This window comes from Symbiopectobacterium sp. (assembly GCF_047692315.1).
In the GTDB taxonomy this organism is placed as follows: Bacteria; Pseudomonadota; Gammaproteobacteria; order Enterobacterales; family Enterobacteriaceae; genus Symbiopectobacterium.
The window spans coordinates 64,116-84,539 of the sequence record NZ_JBLLJS010000007.1 but is presented as its reverse complement, the minus strand read 5'-3'; the positions used below and the strand labels follow the sequence as shown (position 1 = coordinate 84,539).

Sequence of the window (20,424 nt, the reverse complement as noted above, 5' to 3'; positions counted from 1 at the left end):
GCCCGAGAGGATGAAAACGGATGATTCGCTTTGAACAAGTCAGTAAGGCTTATCTCGGTGGACGTCAGGCGTTGCAGGGGGTGGATTTCCATCTGCTTCCTGGGGAGATGGCGTTTCTGACGGGTCATTCCGGTGCCGGGAAAAGTACCCTGCTGAAACTGATTTGTGGCATAGAACGCCCAAGCGCGGGCCAAATTTTGTTTAGCGGGCACAATATCAGCCGCTTGAAGAAGCGTGAAGTGCCCTTCTTGCGTCGCCAGATCGGCATGATCTTTCAGGATTACCATTTGCTGATGGATCGTACCGTCTACGATAACGTGGCGATGCCGCTGATTATTGCCGGAGCGAGCAGTGAAGATATCCGCCGTCGTGTTTCAGCTGCACTCGACAAGGTGGGACTGCTGGATAAAGCCAAGAGCTACCCGATTCAACTGTCTGGCGGTGAACAGCAGCGAGTAGGGATTGCCCGCGCCGTGGTGAACAAACCGACGGTGCTGCTGGCGGATGAACCGACCGGTAACCTGGACAACGCGCTGTCTCAGGATATTTTGCGTTTATTTGAAGAGTTTAACCGCGTTGGCGTCACGGTCTTGATGGCAACGCACGACACGACGCTGATTGCCAGCCGTCAGTATCGCGTACTGACGCTGTCGTAAGGACGTATGCTGGGAGGCGTTTATGGCGACTAATTCCCGTAACGCGAAACCCCGCGTCAGTAAGGAAAAGGCACTGCGCGGCGGGTGGCAAGAGCAGTGGCGTTATGCCTGGGATAATACGCTGGCGGATATGCTGCGCCAGCCGCTGGCGACGTTGCTGACCGTCATGGTGATTGCCATCTCGCTGACGTTGCCGAGTATCTGTTATCTGGTGTGGAAAAACGTCAGCCAGGCCGCTGAACAGTGGTATCCCACGCCGCAGTTAACGGTCTATCTGGGCAAGGCGCTGGACAATGACGCGGCGCAGGCAGTGATTACCAAGCTTCAGGCGGAGGACGGGGTAGACAAGGTCAACTATTTGTCCCGTGATGAAGCGATGGGCGAGTTTCGTAACTGGTCTGGTTTCGGCGGTGCGCTGGATATGCTGGAAGAGAATCCGTTACCTGCCGTTGCCATCATTACTCCCAAGCTGAACTTCCAAAGCGCACAGACGCTGACCTCGCTACGCGATCGCGTGGCAGCGGTACAGGGGGTGAGTGAAGTGCGCATGGATGATAGCTGGTTTGCACGGCTAGTGGCATTGACCTCGTTGGTGGGGCAAGTGGCGGCCACCATCGGTATCCTGATGATTGTGGCCGTGTTCCTGGTTATCGGCAATAGCGTGCGCCTGAGTATTTTCAGTCGCCGAGAAACCATCAATGTCATGAAGCTGATTGGCGCGACGGACGGCTTTATTTTACGTCCCTTCCTCAACGGCGGTGCGTTACTGGGCGGCGGTGGCGCATTGCTGTCACTGATTTTGTCACAGGCGTTGGTCTGGAAGCTCTCTGCTGTGGTCGATCAGGTGGCGGCGGTATTTGGTACGCGCTTTGCCGTGACCGGGCTAACCCGGGATGAATCACTGCTGCTGCTGTTGATTGCCGGGATGATTGGCTGGTTGGCGGCATGGCTGGCAACCGTACAACATTTACGTCGCTTTACACCAGAATGACTTTTTTCTGGTAGGATTTTCTTGTGTCCTGGTTCGTAGAATGTCGGGCACAGGGAATCGACAGGTTCGTCTTGATCTGTTGCTGACAGGCGATAAAATACTGTCAGTCGATGAATGGAAGGAACTTGCAGCGTTCGCCATGGTCAAAGTTTTCAGGCCCGAAATGGCAGAAGGCTCAACGGTTTGTTGTAGTTAATGTGATGTTTAAAGTGGTACTTTATTCTGTCACGCGTAATTGAAGAGGGGTCGAATGACCAAAGATATGCGAACTTTCACCTTAGTTCCCCAGGGCAGTCTGGAAGGGTATATTCGTGCCGCCAATGCCTATCCGATGCTGACGGCGGAGGAAGAGCGGGCACTGGCTGAACGGCTGCATTACGAGGGCTATCTGGAAGCGGCGAAAGCGCTGATTCTGTCGCACCTGCGCTTTGTGATTCACGTAGCCCGTACTTATGCCGGTTACGGATTGCCCCAGGCTGATTTGATTCAGGAAGGCAACATCGGCTTGATGAAAGCGGTGCGCCGCTTCAACCCAGAAATGGGTGTGCGTCTGGTGTCCTTTGCCGTGCACTGGATCAAAGCCGAAATTCACGAATATGTGTTGCGCAACTGGCGTATCGTTAAGGTTGCCACCACCAAAGCGCAGCGCAAACTGTTCTTTAATCTGCGTAAGACCAAACAGCGTCTGGGTTGGTTTAACCAGGACGAAGTGGAACTGGTCGCCCGCGAATTGGGTGTGGCCAGCAAAGATGTGCGCGAAATGGAATCGCGTATGGCTGCGCAAGACATGACGTTCGATCCCACGCCGGATGACGAGCCGCACGATGGTCAGGCGATGGCGCCGATGCTGTATCTTCAGGATAAATCTTCTGATTTCGCCGATGGTATCGAAGAAGATAACTGGGATAACCACGCAGCGGATAAGCTTGTCTACGCGTTGGAAGGGCTGGATGAACGTAGCCAGCATATTATCCGGGCGCGCTGGTTGGATGATGACAACAAATCCACCTTGCAGGAGCTGGCCGATCAGTATGGTGTTTCCGCAGAGCGTGTGCGTCAGTTAGAGAAAAACGCCATGAAGAAACTGCGGGCAGCGATTGAGGCCTGATGCAGCATACTAATGAAAAGGCCAACATATGTTGGCCTTTTTTGTAGCGTATATCGTTGGGTAAGTATGGTAGAAAAGTGAATACTAGTCAGGGTAAGATATGATTTCGTCCTTGATTTCTTGAGGTATAAATCATAAGGTTCCTGTTATTATAGAATGATATTCTTTTTTTAAAGAAGAATATTCATTGTGAATTTTCGACATCATATACATGAAATAAAAATCGTTTATTTTTTTATATCCAGTGCGAGTTTTTCGTAATTTTTCTTATCAACCTTTTTCGTTAATACTTTATTGAAAATAAATTCAGATACTTGTGCATTTATAATGCTATTATTGAAGTTTTCAGTAATGTTCAAGTCATGTTGATTGTTATCATGTTGATTGTTATATTGAAATCCAAATGGTAAAAAATCCTTCTCAAGAGGTATCTCCTCATATATTAACTCTATAAGAAAATTTTGTATGCAATATGGCCATCTCATATCAATATTTTCTTGTTCAATATGTTGTCTACGGGCTTCATCATACGTGACAACATAGTTGTGTGATGACATAAGATTTAGTATATAGTTGTATGTATTGGATGATTTATTAAACCGCTCCCATGTGGTATATCCAGTTTCGATAATATTCATCGCATATTTTATAATAAGGATTTGTAAGTATTCTATATCTTCTTTTTTTGGCCTTTTTTTGTGAGGTATATTCATCCAAATATTGTTTAATGTTTTCAAATGTTCAGTTTTAACCGTTAAATCATCATTCAACTTGTTTGTTTATATATTAGAGAGTTCTTTCCCATGGTAAATTTCTTTTTCCATTTCCAGTAAATATGAATTGTATTTTAAAACATTAACAACTGATTTTTCTTCGTTATAATATGATGGATAAAAATTTGACAATGTTATCTTAATTTTTTTCTCCCTAATGTAAAAATATTCATTGGTGTTGATAGTCATATAATTTTTTTAAAGTGGAATAAATAATGAAGTGGCTCTGACGGATGGTTATTATAAGCATGCACATATTAATGGAGTTATAACAAGCTTTATGTGTCTGGAACTAAAAGATGATTTGTTAACGTAGTGAAATGAGAATATATCGCTACCAGCACCATGCGTTAACGGATGAGGTGCCTTATCGCGCAGTAGAAAAAATCAGTTACATGAGGGAATATCATTAATGGTGGGTATAATGCCAATAGATTTACGTAGCGCCACGATAGGTAGCGCATGGATTGTGCATGATCCCTTCGCTATTTCTGGTATGGCTCCTGCCGTTGTTAGCGGTTAATTTCTGGTGTAGAGCCACCCTCCAGACACCGGGAAGAATCCACAGCTTTCCATAAAGCGATCCAGCACGGCTTCGTTAACACCGGCATGGTCTGCTGCTGTCAGCCAAAACTCTTTCACACCCGGTAGCTGACGCACCACTTCCTGGATCAAATGCAGGCCAACACCACGGCGGCGCGTTGCTTCTCTGACCATCAGGTCATCGAGTTCCGCGTATTCGCCATCAATCTCAACCATCACCGCTGCCAGCAAGCGGCCATTGAAGCGCGATGCGAACAGGCGCTGGTGAGCATCAAGGCTCTGTTGCAACAGGTCAAGATTCTGGTGAGGCCAAATCTTGGCGAGATCAATTCTTCCTGGTCGCTGAATAACGAGAGACATTCGACGGCGAGCTTCATTTCGATAAACCTCTCAGTGCATTTGCATTTGCATTTGCATAAAGCATAACTGTTGCCTAAAGCATAATGTAGTAGTGATGTAGATAAACAGTTGTGTAAGTTTTTCTGTACGGTTAATAGGGAAAATGTTTTCTTCGCCGGTAATTTTTCAAGTATTGAGTTGCCCATTGCTGCATAAAGCAGCATAACTGACTATATATAAAATAAATAGTGGCTTTTAAGGCTGGTATTTTATGCTGTTTACACCGCTTGCTTCTCATTGCTGTAGTTGATTTGCAGCATAAAATTCCTGTTTAATGACATGAAAAATAACGCTTTATTAGTGAAGTATAGCTAATAAAAAGCCTAACCTGTTCTTACTTATAAGAAAAAAATTGAGTACGGCGGGTTGGTACAGGTTTGCAGGCGAAATCCATAACGACAGATAGGGTGAATCGAATGAAAGTAGCTAAAGGTAAAGTCATACTGTTGGGTTGTATGGCGGCAGCATTTGCACACATGGCTAATGCAGAAGACATCAAAGTTGCCGTCGTCGGCGCCATGTCAGGCCCGGTTGCACAGTATGGCGACATGGAATTTATCGGAGCTCGTCAGGCGATTGCCGACATCAATGCCAAAGGTGGCGTGAAGGGCAACAAGCTGGTTGCTGTGGAATATGACGATGCATGTGACCCGAAACAAGCCGTCTCCGTTGCCAACAAAGTGATTAACGATGGCATCCGTTATGTAATCGGCCACCTGTGCTCCTCCTCCTCCACCCAGCCTGCGTCTGATATCTATGAAGATGAAGACGTGCTGGTGATCACACCGGCAGCTACCGCGCCAGATCTAACTACCCGTGGTTACAAGCTGGTGCCGCGCACCACCGGTCTGGATTCCGATTAGGGGCCGACCGCGGCCAACTACATAGTGAATACCATCAAACCGCACAGCGTATCGCCGTGGTGCACGATAAGCAGCGGTACGGTGAAGGTCTGGCTCGCTCAGTTCAGGACAGCCTGAAAAAAGCGGATGCGAACGTGGTGCTGTTTGAAGGCGTCACCGCCGGGGACAAAGATTTCTCCACGCTGGTTGCGCGTTTGAAGAAAGAGAACGTGGATTTCGTCTACTTCGGCGGCTACTACCCGGAAATGGGCCAGATCCTGCGTCAGGTGGGGCTGACCACCAAATTCATGGGACCGGAAGGCGTAGGTACTCCTCGCTGTCTAACATCGCGGGTGCCGCGTCGGAAGGCATGCTGGTAACGCTGCCGAAACGTTACGATCAGGTGCCCGCCAACCAACCGATCGTAGATGCGCTGAAAGCCAAAAAACTGGATCCGACCGGGCCGTTCGTCTGGACTACCTATGCGGCGTTGCAGTCTCTGACCACCGCAATGGAACGTAGCGGTACGGAACCGGAAGCCATCGCAAAAGACCTGAAAGCCAAATCTGTGGACACCGTGATGGGCCCATTGAGCTGGGATGAAAAAGGCGACCTGAAAGGGTTTGAGTTTGGCGTATTCGAGTGGCATGCAGACGGCACCTCTAGCGCAAAATAATCGCTGCCGTCCACGCTATTCCTGAACACCGATGCCCCCACCGCCTTCAGGCCGTGGGGGCAAAATCTTAAGGTGTAAGGGTTAATTCTAAGGTAAAGGTATGTCCAAGCAGTTCCTCTATTTCCTTCAGCAAATGTTCAACGGTGTGACGTTGGGCAGTACTTATGCGCTGATTGCCATTGGCTACACCATGGTTTACGGCATTATCGGCATGATCAACTTCGCCCACGGCGAGGTGTACATGATCGGCAGCTATGTCTCTTTTATCGTTATCACTGCACTGATGATGATGGGTATCGATGTCAGTTGGGTGCTGATCGGTGCCGGATTCATCGCGGCGATTGTGATCTCCAGCGCTTACGGCTGGAGCATCGAACGGGTGACTTATAAGCCGGTGCGTAATTCCAAGCGCCTGATCGCGCTGATTTCTGCCATCGGGATGTCCATCTTTCTGCAAAACTATGTCAGCCTGACGCAAGGTTCGCGCGATGTCGCGTTGCCGACGCTGGTGCATGGTCAACTAGTTGTCGGGGAAAGCAACGGCTTTGCCGCCACTATTACCACCATGCAGGTAACCATCTGGGGTGTCACCTTTATTACCATGCTGGCGTTAACTACCTTTATTCGCTATTCCCGCATGGGGCGCGCTTGTCATGCCTGCGCGGAAGATCTGAAAATGGCCAGCCTGCTGGGGATCAGCACTGACCGTGTCATCTCGCTGACGTTTGTGATCGGTGCCGCGATGGCGGCAGTCGCCGGTGTGTTGCTGGGCCAGTTCTACGGCGTAATCAACCCCTACATCGGCTTTATGGCGGGCATGAAAGCCTTTACCGCAGCGGTGTTAGGCGGTATCGGCAGTATTCCTGGCGCCATGATTGGCGGCCTGGTGCTGGGGGTAGCGGAAGCCCTGACCAGAGCCTACCTGAGTACGGAGTACAAAGACGTGGTGTCTTTCGCGTTGCTGATTGTGGTGCTTCTGGTGATGCCAACCGGTATTCTGGGCCGCCCGGGGGTTGAGAAAGTATGAAACAGCTCAACTTGTTAAATGCTGTGATATCGGCGCTCACGCTGTTGGTGCTGGCAGCGTTCCTGATGGGAATGCAATTGGGATTGGATGGCACTACGTTGGTGGTTCTCGGGGCTGATGCTGTACGCTGGAACCTGATCGGCGTTGGCTGTGTGGTGGTGTCCTTCTTCCAACTGTTGCGCCCTTTCTTCCAAAGTGGAATGCGGAAACTGTCTGGCGGCGGTGCTGATTATTGCTGCAATCGCCTGGCCATTTCTGGTGTCGCGCGGTTCGGTGGATATTGCTACGCTGACGCTGATCTACGTCATGCTGGGTCTGGGCCTGAACGTGGTGGTGGGTCTCTCCGGGTTGTTGGTGTTGGGCTACGGCGGTTTCTACGCCATTGGTGCTTACACCTACGCGCTGCTGAATCATTATTATGGGCTGGGCTTCTGGCAGAGCCTGCCGTTGGCGGGTATCGCGGCCGGATTGTCCGGTTTCCTGCTTGGTTTCCCGGTGTTGCGCTTGCGCGGTGACTATCTGGCGATTGTCACGCTCGGTTTCGGTGAAATCGTGCGTATTCTGCTGCTTAATAACACCGAATTCACCGGCGGCCCGAACGGCATCAGCCAGATTCCCAAACCCACCTTCTTTGGGTTGGAATTCAGCCGCCGCGTCAGCGAAGGCGGCTGGGGTACCTTCCACGAGGTGTTTGGCCTGAAGTATGACCCGAGCGATCGCATTATTTTCCTCTATCTGGTGGCGTTGCTGCTGGTTATCGCAACCCTGTTTGTGATCAACCGTTTACTGCGTATGCCGCTGGGACGCGCCTGGGAAGCGCTGCGTGACGATGAAATTGCCTGCCGTTCTCTGGGATTGAGCCCCACCCGTATCAAACTGACGGCGTTCACCATCAGTGCGGCGTTTGCCGGTTTCACCGGGACGCTGTTTGCTGCGCGTCAGGGGTTTGTCAGTCCGGAATCCTTCACCTTTGCTGAATCTGCGTTTGTGCTCGCCATTGTGGTGCTGGGCGGTATGGGCTCTCAGTTCGCGGTGATCCTCGCGGCCATTCTGCTGGTGGTGTCGCGTGAATTGATGCGCGATCTGAACGAGTACAGCATGCTGCTGCTGGGTGCCTTGATGGTGCTGATGATGATTTGGCGTCCGCAAGGGTTGTTGCCGATGAAGCGCCCCGAGATGAAGCTGAAGGTTGAGAAGAAGGGAGAACAGGCATGAGTACGCAACTATTATTGTCGGTTCGAGGCCTGACGATGCGCTTTGGCGGCTTGCTGGCGGTTAACAATGTGGAGTTAGATCTGAATCAGGGCGAAATCGTCTCTCTGATCGGGCCAAACGGCGCAGGTAAAACCACGGTATTTAACTGCCTGACCGGTTTTTACCGTCCGACGGGCGGCACCATCATGCTGCGCGATCGCCATCTGGAGGGGCTGCCGGGACAGCAGATTGCCCGCATGGGCGTGGTCCGCACCTTCCAGCATGTGCGTCTGTTTCGTGAAATGACGGTGATTGAAAACTTGCTGGTAGCGCAACATCAACATCTGAAAAGCGGCGTGTTTGCCGGTCTGCTGAAAACGCCGGGTTTCCGGCGTGCAGAAGCGCAAGCACAAGAGCTCGGTGCCATGTGGCTGGAACGCGTTGGCCTGCTGGATCTGGCCAACCGCCAGCGGCAAGGCAGTAAACGCGCCCTCGCCGTGATCGATAGCCACAAAACGCGCGTGCGGTGTTGCCATGCGCGCGGCCCAACGGGGCATGATGGCGCCCCCCACCTCGCTTGCCACCATACTGAGAATGGTCTGTTTTTCATCGACAAGTTGCACAATATTAGGTTTAAGTACGGCTTCAATATTAGGTTTAAGTACGGCTTCATTGAACAGCTTGATGGTGACATCGTGGCTGTGCGGTCGCGCGCGCCGCGCCGGTACGATAAGCGGCAACGTGGCGATATCCTCGATGGTCACGCTACGGCGCGTCGCCAGCGGATGGCGCTCGGCGATGGCCAGCACCACATTTTCGTAGAGCAGAAAGCGGGTGGTGAGCTGCGGATCGCTCTCTTTCATCGGGCGGATAAACGCCATATCCAGCCGACCGGATTTCAGCTTGGGTAGCAGCTGCGCAGTTTTGTTTTTATCAATCTGCACATCCACGTCGGGGCAGGCGTGACGAAACGCTGGCAACAGGTGAGGCACCAGCGCAATCGCGGCGCTGTCGATGGCCCCAATGCGCAATGTGCGCGCCTGAAGGCGTCCTTGGCGGCGAAAATGGGCTTCCAACGCATCCACATCAGCCACGATTTTCTTCCCTTCTTCCAGCAACTTGTGACCGTGCGCGGTAAGCGCCACGTTGCGCGTGGAACGCACAAACAGGCGCACGTTGAGGCTTTCTTCCAGCAGGCGAATATGACGACCGAGGGCGGAAGGCAGCATATCGAGCTGCTGGGCCGCGTGGCCGAAGAGCAGGGCGTCTGCCACCGCGATAAAGCAGTGCAACTGACGGAGTTCCATGGGCGACCCTCAGAATGGATAGAGCAAGCGCGTAGATAATAGCGCCGTTTTCAGCCTGAACAAGCGGTGAAAAAATGCTCACGCTGCTGGCGGTGATCCCTATCACAGAACCGCAAGGCGTAAAATGGGCTTATTGTTAACAATATGCATCTGAATTGTATTTTTTTATCGCTTTTCCACATAAAAAATAGGTGAATATTGATCGCCATCATCGAATTCACGCCCACCCTGGCCACGCGGCTGGATTATGCAATTTATTTATATAATCCCAGGTGAATGATCCCGCTACCGACCTGATGCATAGTCTGGCCAGAAATAAAGTGTATTAACCAGTCTTATTATTTTTCCTACTCTTACCCTATTATTCTGGAATGCATAATGAAAACAGATATTGAAAGTGTGACGCTGAAAAAGATCACCTGGCGAATTATACCCTATGTCATGGTGGTTTATTTTGTCGGTTTTTTTGACCGTATTAATATCGGGTTTGCCGCGTTAACCATGAATCAGGATTTGGGTTTTTCCGATGCGGTTTTTGGTTTGGGTGCGGGTTTATTTTTTCTCGGTTATTTTCTTACTGATGTTCCCTCAAATATTATTTTGCAGAAAGTCGGCCCGCGTATTTGGCTAACGCGTATTTTGCTGAGCTGGGCGGTGATCACCGCCTTTATGATTAATGTAAAAACCGTGGAAGGGTTTTATATTCTACGCTTTCTGCTGGGCGTTGCGGAGGCCGGTTCTTTCTCCGGCATTATTCTTTATCTCAGCACCTGGTTCCCGATGAAGCGTCGGGCGCAAATGATTGCCCTGTTTATGGCCTCTGCCCCCATTTCCGCGATGGTTGGCTCGCCGCTGGCTGGGGCCATTCTCAGCGCACACGGCGCGCTTGGTTTGGCGGGTTGGCAGTTGATGTTCCTGATTTGCACCGTGGCGGCGACGGTAATGGGTGTGTTTACCTGGTTCTATGTTAAAACCGCCCGGAGAAAAACCGCTGGTTAACTGCGGAAGAAACGCAGTGGCTGGTTGCGACGCTGGCGGCGGTCTATTTCGGAACCTCTGCCGGGCTCTATTCCCTCAACATCTGGTCGCCACAGTTCATTAAGTCCTTTGGTTTAACCACCATGCAAATTGGTCTTATCAACGCGGTACCTTCAGCCATGGCTGCCATCGCAATGGTGATGTGGGCGCGGCACTCCGATAAAACCAAAGAGCGCACCTGGCATGTGGCATGTGGCATGTGGCATGTGGTAAGTGCGTGCTTGCTGGCGAGCACCGGGTTTGTGCTGGCCGGATGGGCGCAGTCGTTACCGCTGGCGATTGCCGCGCTTGTCATGGCCAACATGGGTATTTCTTCTTGTAAACCGCCGATCTGGAGTATCCCGTCTCTGTTCCTGAGCGGGCCTGCCGCTGCTGCTGGACTGGCGGCCATCAACTCAATCGGCAATTTGGGCGGTTTTGCAGGCCCTGCGCTGATTGGCTGGTTAAAGAACAACTCCGGCAGCTTTTCCCTCGTGCTGTATTGCGTGGCGGGCATGCTGGTGGTTTCCGCGGTATTAACCCTGTCCATTGAAGTGCGTCGTCGTCGCGATGCAGGAAAACTCGAATTAACCAATTCAATTAAATAAAGCCGTATCTGTTTTTTATTGGAGGTTGTGTGATGTCTCAAAATGATGTGTCGACATTAACAGAGATAATGACCCGCTTTACCGGGTACGTTGGCAAACGCCTGCCAACGGATGTGATTAAAAAGTTGGAAGAGTTACGCAGTAAAGAAAAAGATGAACTGTCGCTTGCCAAAGTGGTTTATGACTCGATGTTTGAAAACCAGAAACAAGCGGATCTATTAGACAGACCTTGCTGTCAGGATACTGGTGTTATTCAGTATTTTATTACGGCAGGAGCTGCATTCCCTTATTTAGGCGAACTGGAAAGAATATTACAGACCGCCACCGAAGAGGCCACTAAAAAAGCGCCATTGCGCCATAATGCGGTAGAAACCTTTATTGAGAAAAATACCGGCACCAATACTAGATCGCGTATTCCGTGGCTCGATTGAGAAATTATTCCTAATGATGATAGCTGCACTATTGAAGTCTATATGGCGGGGGGCGGTTGTTCATTGCCGGGTGCCGCGAAAGTGTTGATGCCGGGCCAGGGCTACGAAGGCGTTAACCAGTTCGTGTTCGATGTGATTACATCTTACGGTGTAAATGCCTGCCCACCGCTGCTGGTTGGGGTGGGCGTATCCACTTCCGTGGAAACGGCGGCGCATCTGTCGAAAAAAGCGATTCTGCGTCCGGTGGATTCATCCCATCCCAATGCCGATGCGGCCAAGATGGAGAAACTGCTGGAAGAGGGGCTGAACAGCGTGGGCCTAGGACCACAGGGGTTGGGCGGTGCCTCATCGGTGATGGGCGTCAACATCGAGTCCTCAGCGCGCCACCCTTCCACCATTGGCGTGGCGGTGTCGACGGGGTGCTGGGCGCACCGTCGCGGCACGATCCGTTTCTCCGCTGATTTGTCCTATGAAATTATTTCCCATAAAAGGCGCCGTACTATGAAAAAAGTGCTTACTACTCCGATTAGTGATGAAGCGCTGGCCGACTGCTCGACCAACGCGGCGTTTTGTTGTGTCACACGATCGAGCTGATTGATCGCGCTGTGTACTTGCTCAATGCCCGATTCCTGTTCCCGCGTTGTTCCCCCGATGGTGGCGATCAGATGGGCGACTTCGCTTGCCTGAGCAACCAGTGCTGCAATCGTGCTGCCCGTCTCTTCAACCAGCGTAGAGCCGGCATCCACGGTTTCGACGCTGTTATGGATCAGCGTTTTGATTTCCTTGGCGGCAGAGGCCGAGCTCTGCGCCAGCGAACGAACCTCCTCCGCTACCACGGCAAAGCCGCGTCCTTGTTCGCCTGCTCGTGCAGCTTCGACGGCGGCGTTCAATGCTAGGATGTTGGTTTGAAACGCGATGCCATCAATTACACCGATAATATCGCTGATTTGGCTGGAACTGGCGGTAATGGCCTTCATGGTTGCCACGATCTGGTTAACGGCTTCTCCGCCTTTAGTCGCCGTGGCGCTGGCCTAGTTGGCGAGTTGCGCGGCGCTGTGCACCGCATCAGCGTTTTGACGCACCGCCTGGCTTATCTCCTCCATCGCGGCAGCGGTTTGCTGCAAATTAGCCGCCTGTTCTTCCGGGCGCTGGCTCAGATCGGCACTGCCGACGGCAATTTCGCTGGAGCCGGTCGCGATGGATTCGCTGCTTTGTCGCACCTGTTCCACCATGGCACTCAGGCTGTTACGCATGGTGTTCATCGCCGCCAGCATACTGCTAGTGTCGTTAGGGCGCAGGGTAATCGCTGTGGCTAAATCGCCCTGGGCGACCTGCTGGGTGATGAGCGTTGCATAGGCGGGTTCGCCACCAAGCTGCTTTCTCAAGGTATAGGCGATCAGGAACGCAATCAGCGCGCCCAATCCGGTTGCCAGCAGCGCCAGAGTCAGCATCAGGTTTCCGCCATTATTCGCCTGCGTCATGGCCTTTTGAGCCAGCTTTATTGCCTGATTTTTTTGCAGCTCAATCATATCGTCTAACGTTTTGAACACCGGTAACTGCGCGCGGCGCATGTCGTCCAGCATCATTTTTTCTTCCGGGTTATCGCTGAGTTCTCTGGCGACGGCTTCCTTGACCGCACTTATATACGCGGGACGAACTTTGGCCAGTTGCGCCAATAACGCTTTTCCAGCAGGGAGGGTGGAACTGTCATTCAGCGTTTCCAGAAGTTCTGTATTGCGGTCAATCGTGGAATCAATCACCTGTTTCTCTTCTTGTTTACGCGCATGGTCTTGATACAGTGCCATATTGCGCACCGAGCGGGCGACGGCATCAAATCCGGTTTTTAATTCCTGGGTGAGCAGGAGATTATTGAGCGATCGGTTTGCGAGCAGCTCTATGTCATTGCCCAATGTCATTGCCCAGTGATATCAGTTGAGAGCGACCAAGAATGGCCACGCACAGGCTGATAACGATCACTGACGCAAAGCCTGTACCCAACATGGTGCTAATCTTCATGTTTTTTATAAATCGCATAAGCGTCCTTAGTCCTTGTATATTCCTGATGTGTGGCTGCGTCCTTAACGCGTTTTTTATGCGTGATTATTAATGGATATTCGCTAAAAAGATAAGCGTGAGAAAAATCGGTAAATAATAGAATGGGACATGAGGTTGGTTTAATGATGGAATATATTGTGCTGTATTAAGTGAAATTATTTCCAATGCACTGGCCTGTGCTTCATTTAATTTTACTTAGTAAACTACGATATAAATTATCAAAAAACTTACTTTTTATTAGCACGAGACTCCCGCCATTACACACCATGTCGGGAGCCACAGTGATTACGTTAGAATCGTTCCCATTGCGTACCACGTGCTAGCCTGGGAACTGCCGCTACGTTGGTTTTTGTTGGCGACAGCGACTGACGCTGCGCATGGCTGTCTGCGCGTAAGCGAAACACGCGCATTAAATCAACCAGATTGGCTGACTGCTCGTTAAGGCTGTCTGCTGCGCTGGCGGATTCTTCAACCAGAGCGGCGTTCTGCTGTGTGACCTGATCGAGCTGCGTAATGGCATCATGAATTTGTGCGATACCAGATTCCTGCTCCTGTGTGGTAACGCCGATTTCGGCAATCAGGTTTGCGACGCGACGCGATGCGCCTGACGCACGGACGCTTCGATGGTGGTACCCGCTTGCTCAACTTGCAGCGAGCCGTTCTCCACTTTCTCAACGCTGTCGTTAATCAGCACCTTGATCTCTTTGGCCGCAGACGCTGAACGCTGCGCCAGTGAGCGGACTTCTCCGGCAACCACGGCGAAGCCGCGCCCTTGCTCACCGGCGCGCGCCGCTTCTACCGCAGCGTTCAGCGCCAGAATGTTGGTCTGAAAGGCAATGCTGTCAATAACACCGATAATATCGCCGATTTTGCTGGAACTGGCAGCGATATCTTTCATCGTGGATACGATATGGCTTACGGCTTCGCCGCCTTTGGCGGCAGTAGTGCTGGCCTGATTGGCTAACTGAGTCGCGCTACGAACGGTCTCACCGTTCTGACGCACCGTTTGGCTAATCTGTTCCATGGCGACAGCAGTTTGTTGCAAGCTGGCCGCTTGCTCTTCCGTGCGTTGGCTAAGATCGGCGCTGCCCGCGGCAATTTGGCTTGAACCCGTGGCGATGGTTTCGCTGCTTTGACGTACCTGATCGACCATGTTGCTCAGGCTGTTGCGCATCTCGTTCATTGAGGCCAGCATACTGCGATCGTCGTTGGTACGCAGGGCGATCTCCACCGCCAGATTGCCCTGGGCAACCTGCTGGGCGATGTGGGTGGCATAGGTAAGCTCGCCGCCGAGCTGTTGACGCAGCGTGCGGGTGACCAAAAAAGAGGCCAATGCGCCCACCAGTGCCGCCACGATAGCCAGCGTCAGGATCAGATTTCCTCCGTGGTCGGCTTGTGTGATAGCACTTTGCGTTGTCGCCAGCGCCTGAGCTTTCTGGACCTCAACCATACTGTCCAACGCGGCGAACACCGGTTTTTGCGTAGGCACCATTCGGTTCAATATGGTGTCCCCGGCACGGTTATGTGCAGCCGGGTCGTCGGAGAGCCCCAATGTCATTGCCTCTTTCACCGCCTGTATGTAGGCCGGGCGCGCTTGATTAAGCTGCTCCATCGATTGTCGGGCCGCAGGCGTCGACAGGTTTTTATCCAGTGTCGCTAAAACGGCTGTGTTGTGCGCGATCCGCTCATCAATAATCTGTTTTTCTTCCAGTCTTTTTTGCAGGTCTGGCTGTAGAGCGATGTTGCGCACAGTACGAGCGACACTGTCAAAGCTGCTTTTCACATCCTGAATCAGCAGCAGGTTAGCAAGAGAGTCACGGGAGAGTGCCTCCATATTATTTCCCAGGGATACCAGCTGTGACCGGCCTAAAATGGCGACCAACAGACCGATAATAATGACGCTACCAAAGCCTGCGCCTAACATGGTGCCGATCTTCATGGTTTTTATAATGCGCATAACGCTCCTTAATTAAACAATTTCCTGTGGGTGCGAATTTTCGTAATGCCGTATTTACGCCATAGGGGGAGGGATTTTTTATGCAAAGAGCGGCTGTGGGGCACGCTATTTTTTTGTTTGGCGAAATAACGCGCCATTATTAATAATGCTCCGGAAAAAATAAACGGCTAAAAAGAGGTAGGGTTGTCAGTAAAGGGAATAATGTTGACTGAGAAGTTACCGGTTTATTTTCTTTTTGTTTTATAATTTTGCTGCCAATGTAATTAATTACTCTTTTAATGTGGCTTAAGAAAAAAGAATGGTGTTTTAGAGAAGGGGTTATTAAGTATCACATTCGCGGTATTTTTCTCTGTTGTCGTGCTATCGGCGATGCTGCCCGTTAGGACAGCATCGCCGATATGGCGTGATGCAGTTATTTATGTCCCAGCGCCATAGGCGCTATCGTTGTGCGTGGTGATGCGCTGTAGTGGAACGCGCCGCCCTCTACCTGAAAGACGCTCATCAGTTCGACCAGGTGGCGCGCCTGATCGTTCAGGCTCTCCGCTGCACCGCTGGATTCCTCCACCAACGCCGCATTTTGCTGCGTCACCTGATCCAGTTGGGTGATGGCATCATTGATCTGGTGGATGCCTGATCCCTGCTCGCGGATAGTGACACCAATCTCATCGATCATATTTGCCACATGGCGTGACTGGAGCACCAATTCATCGATGGTCTCTCCGGCATCGGTGACCAGCTTAGATCCTGTTTCAACGCGGCTCAAGCTATCCTGAATCAGCGTTTTGATCTCTTTGGCTGCGGATGCCGAGCGCTGTGCCAGCGAACGAACCTCGCCTGCCACCACGGCAAAGCCGCGGCCTTGTTCTCCAGCGCGCGCGGCTTCCACGGCGGCATTCAGGGCCAGAATGTTGGTCTGGAACGCAATGCCGTCGATCACGGTGATAATGTCGCTGATTTTATGGGAACTGTCGCGAATGTCGGTCATGGTGCGTACGATATTGCCCACGGCCTCTCCGCCTTTGGCCGCTGTGCTGCTGGCGGTATTGGCAAGCTCGGTGGCGGAGCGTACCGTGTCGGTGTTTTGTCGCAACGTCTGGCTGATTTGCTCCATCGAGGCGGCCGTTTGTTGCAGGCTGGCAGCCTGTTCTTCGGTGCGCTGACTGAGATCGGTGCTGCCAGCGGCAATTTCACTGGCACCGGTCGAGATAGACTCGCTGCTTTCCCGCACCTGAATAACCAGCTTGCTCAGGCTGTCGCGCATATGGTTCATGGAGGCCAGCAGGCTGCTGTTGTCCGCGTCGGCGAGCGTCACCGATACTGCCAGATTCCCCTGCGCAATCTCTTGTACCACTTGCATGGCGTAGAGCGGCTCGCCGCCCAGCAGCTTTTTGATATGGCGGGTGATAAACCAGGCGATGATGGCGGCCAGCAAGGCGGAGAGTGCCGCCAGAATCAACAGGCTGTTGCCATCCTCTTCCGCTTCTTCCACGGCGTTGACGGCAATCTGGGCAGTGAGATCTTTTTGCAGTTTAATCATGGTATTGAGGTTGCCAAACATGGCAGTTTGCACCGGTTCCAATTGACCTTTTACCAACACGGCGGCTTCTTCCTGACGATCGGTCAGTGTCATGCCAATCGCTTCACGCCCCAGCTTGGTAAAGGCGACACGGTTTTGCTGAAGCTCGCTCAGAATGGCGCGCACTTCTTTGGCGTGTAAATTGGCTTCCAACTGTTCCACCAGTTTACCGTTTTGTGCGCTGGTTTTTTCAATCAATGCCTGGCTGTCGCTTAGCTCTTTTTTATCTGTCATCAGCAGCATACGCAGCGTGGCTTTGATGGTGACGTTCAGGTTGTCTTTCAGTTCCTGTAACACAAACAGGTTATTCAGATGCTGTTTGGCGAGGCTGTCAGTGGTTTGGCCCAAACCGGCGAGATGCACGCGGCCAAAGCCTGCAACCAGCACGCCGATGATGATCACGGCGGCGAATCCGCTGCCGAGTAACGTTCCCAATTTGATGTTGCGTATGCGCTGCATATGTTCCCCATTTTTTTCGAGTTTGTCGGTAAAGCAGGTTCGCCTCTGCACGGCATAAGAAGAGGTGAGTCACCCTGGTATTGCTCATTGCGTCCATTCGCGAGAACGGTATTGCGAACGCACAGTTATATTTATGCTTACATCATCAATGGTTTATTTACTTTATTATTCGTTTGCTGTGTGATTTCACGTGGTAATGAGTAAAAAAACAGATGATTACTTTGATATCGGCATCGTGTGAGTAAAAATTTATCCTCATTCGCGATATCGGTGACAAATGTGACCGGTAATTGCGCCCAAACAGATTCACCGCCTGGGCGTCATGTTGGTGTCATCGTTTGGTTATCTTGCTGTCATCCGTCCGTGCCATGTTACCCCTCGACCAAGAAATGCACCCCTTTGCACAGGTGCTCACATTTATGGCAGGAGACAGGCATGTTTAACGCACTTAAGACACGGACGCTGCATAAAGCGGCGGCGTTTGTTGCGTTGGCGTATCAGGCTAACGCATACGCGGTTACCGAGATCCCTTTCTGGCATTCGATGGAAGGTGAACTGGGAAAAACGGTGGATTCACTCGCGACGCGTTTTAACCAATCGCACCCCGATGTCAAAATTGTGCCGGTATACAAAGGCAACTATGAGCAGAGCCTGGCGGCGGGCATAGCGGCTTACCGCACCGGTAACGCACCGGCTATTCTTCAGGTGTATGAAGTGGGCACCGCCACCATGATGGCGAGCAAGGCGATCAAACCAGTGTATCAGGTGTTCAAGGATGCCGGGATCAATTTTGATGAGAGCGTGTTCGTGCCGACCGTATCCGGTTACTACGCTGATGCGAAGACGGGGCATCTGCTGTCACAGCCGTTCAACAGCTCAACGCCGGTGCTTTACTACAACTACAACAAAGACGCGTTCAAAAAAGCGGGTCTGGACCCAGAGCAGCCGCCGAAAACCTGGCAGCAAATGGCGGAGTACACGGCCAAGCTGCGCGCGGCGGGCATGAAGTGCGGCTATGCCAGCGGCTGGCAGGGTTGGATCCAGATTGAAAACTTCAGCGCCTGGCACGCATTGCCGATTGCCAGCAAGAACAACGGGTTCGACGGTACCGATGCGGTGCTGTAATTCAACAAGCATAATAAAATCAAACATATAAGTCTTTTTCAGGACATGAACAAGAAAGGGGACTTCACCTACTACGGTCGCAAGGATGAGTCGACTGAGAAGTTCTACAGCGGTGATTGCGCCATTACTACCGCGTCGTCCGGTTCGTTGGCTAACATCCGCGCACACGCTAAATTCAACTATGGCGTGGGGATGATGCCGTATGACACTGATGTGCTGAATGCGCCGCAGAATGCCATTATCGGCGGTGCCAGCCTGTGGGTGATGGGCGGCAAAGACGATGCCACTTATAAAGGCGTTGCGCAGTTTATGCAGTTCCTGGCACAGCCGGAAATGGCCGCCGAGTGGCACCAGAAGACCGGTTATCTGCCGATCACCACAGCCGCTTATGAGTTAACCAAGCAGCAGGGTTTCTGTGAGAAGAACCCCGGTGCGGATATTGCTACGCGTCAGATGCTGAACAAGCCGCCGTTGGCGTTCACCAAAGGGTTGCGTTTAGGCAATATGCCGCAGATCCGTACCATTGTGGATGAAGAGCTGGAAAGCGTCTGGACCGGCAAGAAAACGCCGCAGCAGGCGTTGGATACTGCTGTGGAGCGCGGCAACGTGCTGTTGCGTCGTTTCGAGCAGTCCACCAAGTAACGCGGTTTTATCTCAGGCCGACGGATGTCGGCCTGAGGTTGCTGACAACGCTTTTTTCGGCCTGTCCGGACTTCGCCTAATAACGGACAGGCTGAAGCACTTTTCCCTCTCTTCGATTGAGTACGTGGCATGACGTCATCCCGACCTGTATTTGGCCGTAGCTGGTTGCCTTATGCGTTAGTTTTTCCCCAACTGGCTATCACAGTGATTTTCTTTATCTGGCCTGCCGGTCAGGCACTGTTGTATTCCACGCAACGCATTGATCCATTTGGGCTCTCCAGCTAGTTTGTCGGTCTGGAGAACTTTCGCCATCTGATGAGTGACGGTTACTATCTGGACGCCTTCTACACTACCATGGTGTTCAGTTCACTGGTGACGGTGTGCGGTATGGGAGTGTCATTACTGCTGGCAGCGCTGGTGGACTATGTGTTGCGTTGTCGTCGTCTCTATCAAACCCTGTTTATCCTGCCTTACGCGGTTGCACAGGTGGTGGCGGCCGCGCTGTGGATGTTTTTGTTCAGCCCCAGCGGATTAATCACTTATGGCTTAAGCCAGTGGGGCTATGAGTGGAATCATGCCACCCACAGCAGTCAGGTGATGTTTCTGGTGCTGCTGGCGTCTATCTGGAAGTAGATAAGCTATAACTTTCTGTTTTTCCTGGCGGCATTGCAGTCCATCCCGCGCTCTCTGGTGGAGGCGGCAGCCATTGATGGGGGCGGCCCGCATTGATGGCGCCAGTCCGATGCGTTTCTTTTTCGATATGGTGTTGCCGCTCTCGCGCACCAATCTGGCGGCGCTGTTTGTGATTACCTTTATTTACGGCTGGAACCAGTATCTCTGGCCGCTGCTGATCGTTAATGACGTTAACCTTGGCACTGCGGTGGCCGGGTTGAAAAGCATGATCGCCTCTGGCGATGTCGCCACCCAGTGGAACCACGTGATGGCGGCGATGCTGATGACGTTGTTGCCGCCGCTGTTGGTGGTGCTGTTGATGCAGCACTGGTTTGTGCGTGGTCTGGTGGATAGTGAGAAATAAGA

Annotated in this window: 9 protein-coding genes and 11 pseudogenes; 12 read left to right on the top strand and 8 right to left on the bottom strand. The window is 51.9% G+C overall.

All coding sequences use genetic code 11. The features are described 5' to 3' along the window. The first annotated feature begins 20 nt into the window (after positions 1 to 20). The 3 genes from ftsE to rpoH all read left to right on the top strand — a co-directional run bounded on the left by ftsE (position 21) and on the right by rpoH (position 2,755). Positions 21 to 656, top strand: coding sequence for a cell division ATP-binding protein FtsE (gene ftsE / locus ACMZI0_RS02795; RefSeq protein WP_415671861.1), 636 nt, complete (start codon positions 21 to 23; stop codon positions 654 to 656). Positions 657 to 678: 22 nt separating this feature from the next. Continuing rightward, a complete protein-coding gene (ftsX, locus tag ACMZI0_RS02790; protein WP_415671860.1) occupies positions 679 to 1,647 on the top strand; it encodes a permease-like cell division protein FtsX in 969 nt (322 codons plus the stop codon). 250 nt (positions 1,648 to 1,897) lie between these two features. Next, a complete protein-coding gene (gene rpoH / locus ACMZI0_RS02785; protein WP_415671859.1) occupies positions 1,898 to 2,755 on the top strand; it encodes an RNA polymerase sigma factor RpoH in 858 nt (285 codons plus the stop codon). A gap of 227 nt (positions 2,756 to 2,982) precedes the next feature. On the opposite strand, the gene ACMZI0_RS02780 is transcribed toward rpoH, so the two are convergent. Next, the gene (locus ACMZI0_RS02780; RefSeq protein WP_415671858.1) at positions 2,983 to 3,525 is read right to left on the bottom strand and encodes a hypothetical protein; all 543 of its coding nucleotides are present in this window, start codon (positions 3,523 to 3,525) and stop codon (positions 2,983 to 2,985) included. Between the two features lie 522 nt (positions 3,526 to 4,047). Continuing rightward, a pseudogene (panM, locus tag ACMZI0_RS02775) lies at positions 4,048 to 4,448 on the bottom strand (aspartate 1-decarboxylase autocleavage activator PanM). Positions 4,449 to 4,886: 438 nt separating this feature from the next. On the opposite strand from panM, the pseudogene ACMZI0_RS02770 reads away from it, so the two are divergent. From ACMZI0_RS02770 to ACMZI0_RS02755, 4 genes and pseudogenes are all read left to right on the top strand, one after another. Beyond that, positions 4,887 to 5,988, top strand: a pseudogene (locus ACMZI0_RS02770) (branched-chain amino acid ABC transporter substrate-binding protein). A gap of 100 nt (positions 5,989 to 6,088) precedes the next feature. Continuing rightward, positions 6,089 to 7,015 carry a high-affinity branched-chain amino acid ABC transporter permease LivH gene (gene livH, locus ACMZI0_RS02765; RefSeq protein ID WP_415671857.1) on the top strand — a complete coding sequence of 309 codons (927 nt, stop codon included), beginning with the start codon at positions 6,089 to 6,091 and terminating at the stop codon, positions 7,013 to 7,015. After that, positions 7,012 to 8,230 (top strand): annotated as a pseudogene (locus ACMZI0_RS02760) (high-affinity branched-chain amino acid ABC transporter permease LivM). Before livH ends, ACMZI0_RS02760 begins: the two are co-directional and overlap by 4 nt. Beyond that, positions 8,227 to 8,730: pseudogene (locus tag ACMZI0_RS02755) on the top strand (ATP-binding cassette domain-containing protein); the annotation flags it as partial. The pseudogenes ACMZI0_RS02760 and ACMZI0_RS02755, both read left to right, overlap by 4 nt. A gap of 36 nt (positions 8,731 to 8,766) precedes the next feature. Here the strand turns inward: ACMZI0_RS02755 and ACMZI0_RS02750 are convergent. Continuing rightward, positions 8,767 to 9,516 (bottom strand): annotated as a pseudogene (locus ACMZI0_RS02750) (LysR family transcriptional regulator); the annotation flags it as partial. A 378-nt stretch (positions 9,517 to 9,894) separates the two neighbouring features. Here ACMZI0_RS02750 and ACMZI0_RS02745 point away from each other — a divergent pair. Further along, a pseudogene (locus ACMZI0_RS02745) lies at positions 9,895 to 11,141 on the top strand (MFS transporter). A 32-nt stretch (positions 11,142 to 11,173) separates the two neighbouring features. Further along, a pseudogene (ttdA, locus tag ACMZI0_RS02740) lies at positions 11,174 to 12,058 on the top strand (L(+)-tartrate dehydratase subunit alpha); the annotation flags it as partial. Here ttdA and ACMZI0_RS02735 read toward each other — a convergent pair. From ACMZI0_RS02735 to ACMZI0_RS02715, 5 genes and pseudogenes are all read right to left on the bottom strand, one after another. Beyond that, on the bottom strand, positions 12,040 to 12,549 hold the full coding sequence (locus ACMZI0_RS02735) for a methyl-accepting chemotaxis protein (RefSeq protein WP_415671883.1): 510 nt from the start codon (positions 12,547 to 12,549) through the stop codon (positions 12,040 to 12,042). The pseudogene ttdA and the gene ACMZI0_RS02735 sit on opposite strands and share 19 nt — an antisense overlap. Positions 12,550 to 12,603: 54 nt before the next feature. Next, positions 12,604 to 13,482, bottom strand: coding sequence for an MCP four helix bundle domain-containing protein (locus ACMZI0_RS02730; protein ID WP_415671856.1), 879 nt, complete (start codon positions 13,480 to 13,482; stop codon positions 12,604 to 12,606). After that, entirely contained in the window at positions 13,472 to 13,606 is a 135-nt protein-coding gene (locus ACMZI0_RS02725; RefSeq protein WP_415671855.1) for a hypothetical protein, read from the bottom strand. The genes ACMZI0_RS02730 and ACMZI0_RS02725 overlap by 11 nt, the downstream gene beginning before the upstream one ends. 311 nt (positions 13,607 to 13,917) lie before the next feature. After that, positions 13,918 to 15,584: pseudogene (locus tag ACMZI0_RS02720) on the bottom strand (methyl-accepting chemotaxis protein). A gap of 412 nt (positions 15,585 to 15,996) precedes the next feature. Continuing rightward, a complete protein-coding gene (locus tag ACMZI0_RS02715; RefSeq protein WP_415671854.1) occupies positions 15,997 to 17,619 on the bottom strand; it encodes a methyl-accepting chemotaxis protein in 1,623 nt (540 codons plus the stop codon). A 435-nt stretch (positions 17,620 to 18,054) separates the two neighbouring features. On the opposite strand from ACMZI0_RS02715, the pseudogene ugpB reads away from it, so the two are divergent. From ugpB to ACMZI0_RS02700, 3 pseudogenes are all read left to right on the top strand, one after another. Then, a pseudogene (gene ugpB, locus ACMZI0_RS02710) lies at positions 18,055 to 19,386 on the top strand (sn-glycerol-3-phosphate ABC transporter substrate-binding protein UgpB). A 129-nt stretch (positions 19,387 to 19,515) separates the two neighbouring features. After that, a pseudogene (locus ACMZI0_RS02705) lies at positions 19,516 to 20,109 on the top strand (glycerol-3-phosphate transporter permease); the annotation flags it as partial. After that, positions 20,093 to 20,422, top strand: a pseudogene (locus ACMZI0_RS02700) (ABC transporter permease subunit); the annotation flags it as partial. The pseudogenes ACMZI0_RS02705 and ACMZI0_RS02700, both read left to right, overlap by 17 nt. Positions 20,423 to 20,424: the final 2 nt, after the last annotated feature.

What these genes read in the sequence shown, in the direction of transcription:
- ftsX (WP_415671860.1), top strand. Translation starts at nt 679, where the DNA reads ATGGCGACTAATTCCCGTAACGCGAAACCCCGCGTCAGTAAGGAAAAG.
- ACMZI0_RS02735 (WP_415671883.1), bottom strand. Translation starts at nt 12,549, where the DNA reads ATGAAGGCCATTACCGCCAGTTCCAGCCAAATCAGCGATATTATCGGT.
- ACMZI0_RS02725 (WP_415671855.1), bottom strand. Translation starts at nt 13,606, where the DNA reads ATGCGATTTATAAAAAACATGAAGATTAGCACCATGTTGGGTACAGGC.
- ACMZI0_RS02715 (WP_415671854.1), bottom strand. Translation starts at nt 17,619, where the DNA reads ATGCAGCGCATACGCAACATCAAATTGGGAACGTTACTCGGCAGCGGA.
- rpoH (WP_415671859.1), top strand. Translation starts at nt 1,898, where the DNA reads ATGACCAAAGATATGCGAACTTTCACCTTAGTTCCCCAGGGCAGTCTG.
- livH (WP_415671857.1), top strand. Translation starts at nt 6,089, where the DNA reads ATGTCCAAGCAGTTCCTCTATTTCCTTCAGCAAATGTTCAACGGTGTG.
- ftsE (WP_415671861.1), top strand. Translation starts at nt 21, where the DNA reads ATGATTCGCTTTGAACAAGTCAGTAAGGCTTATCTCGGTGGACGTCAG.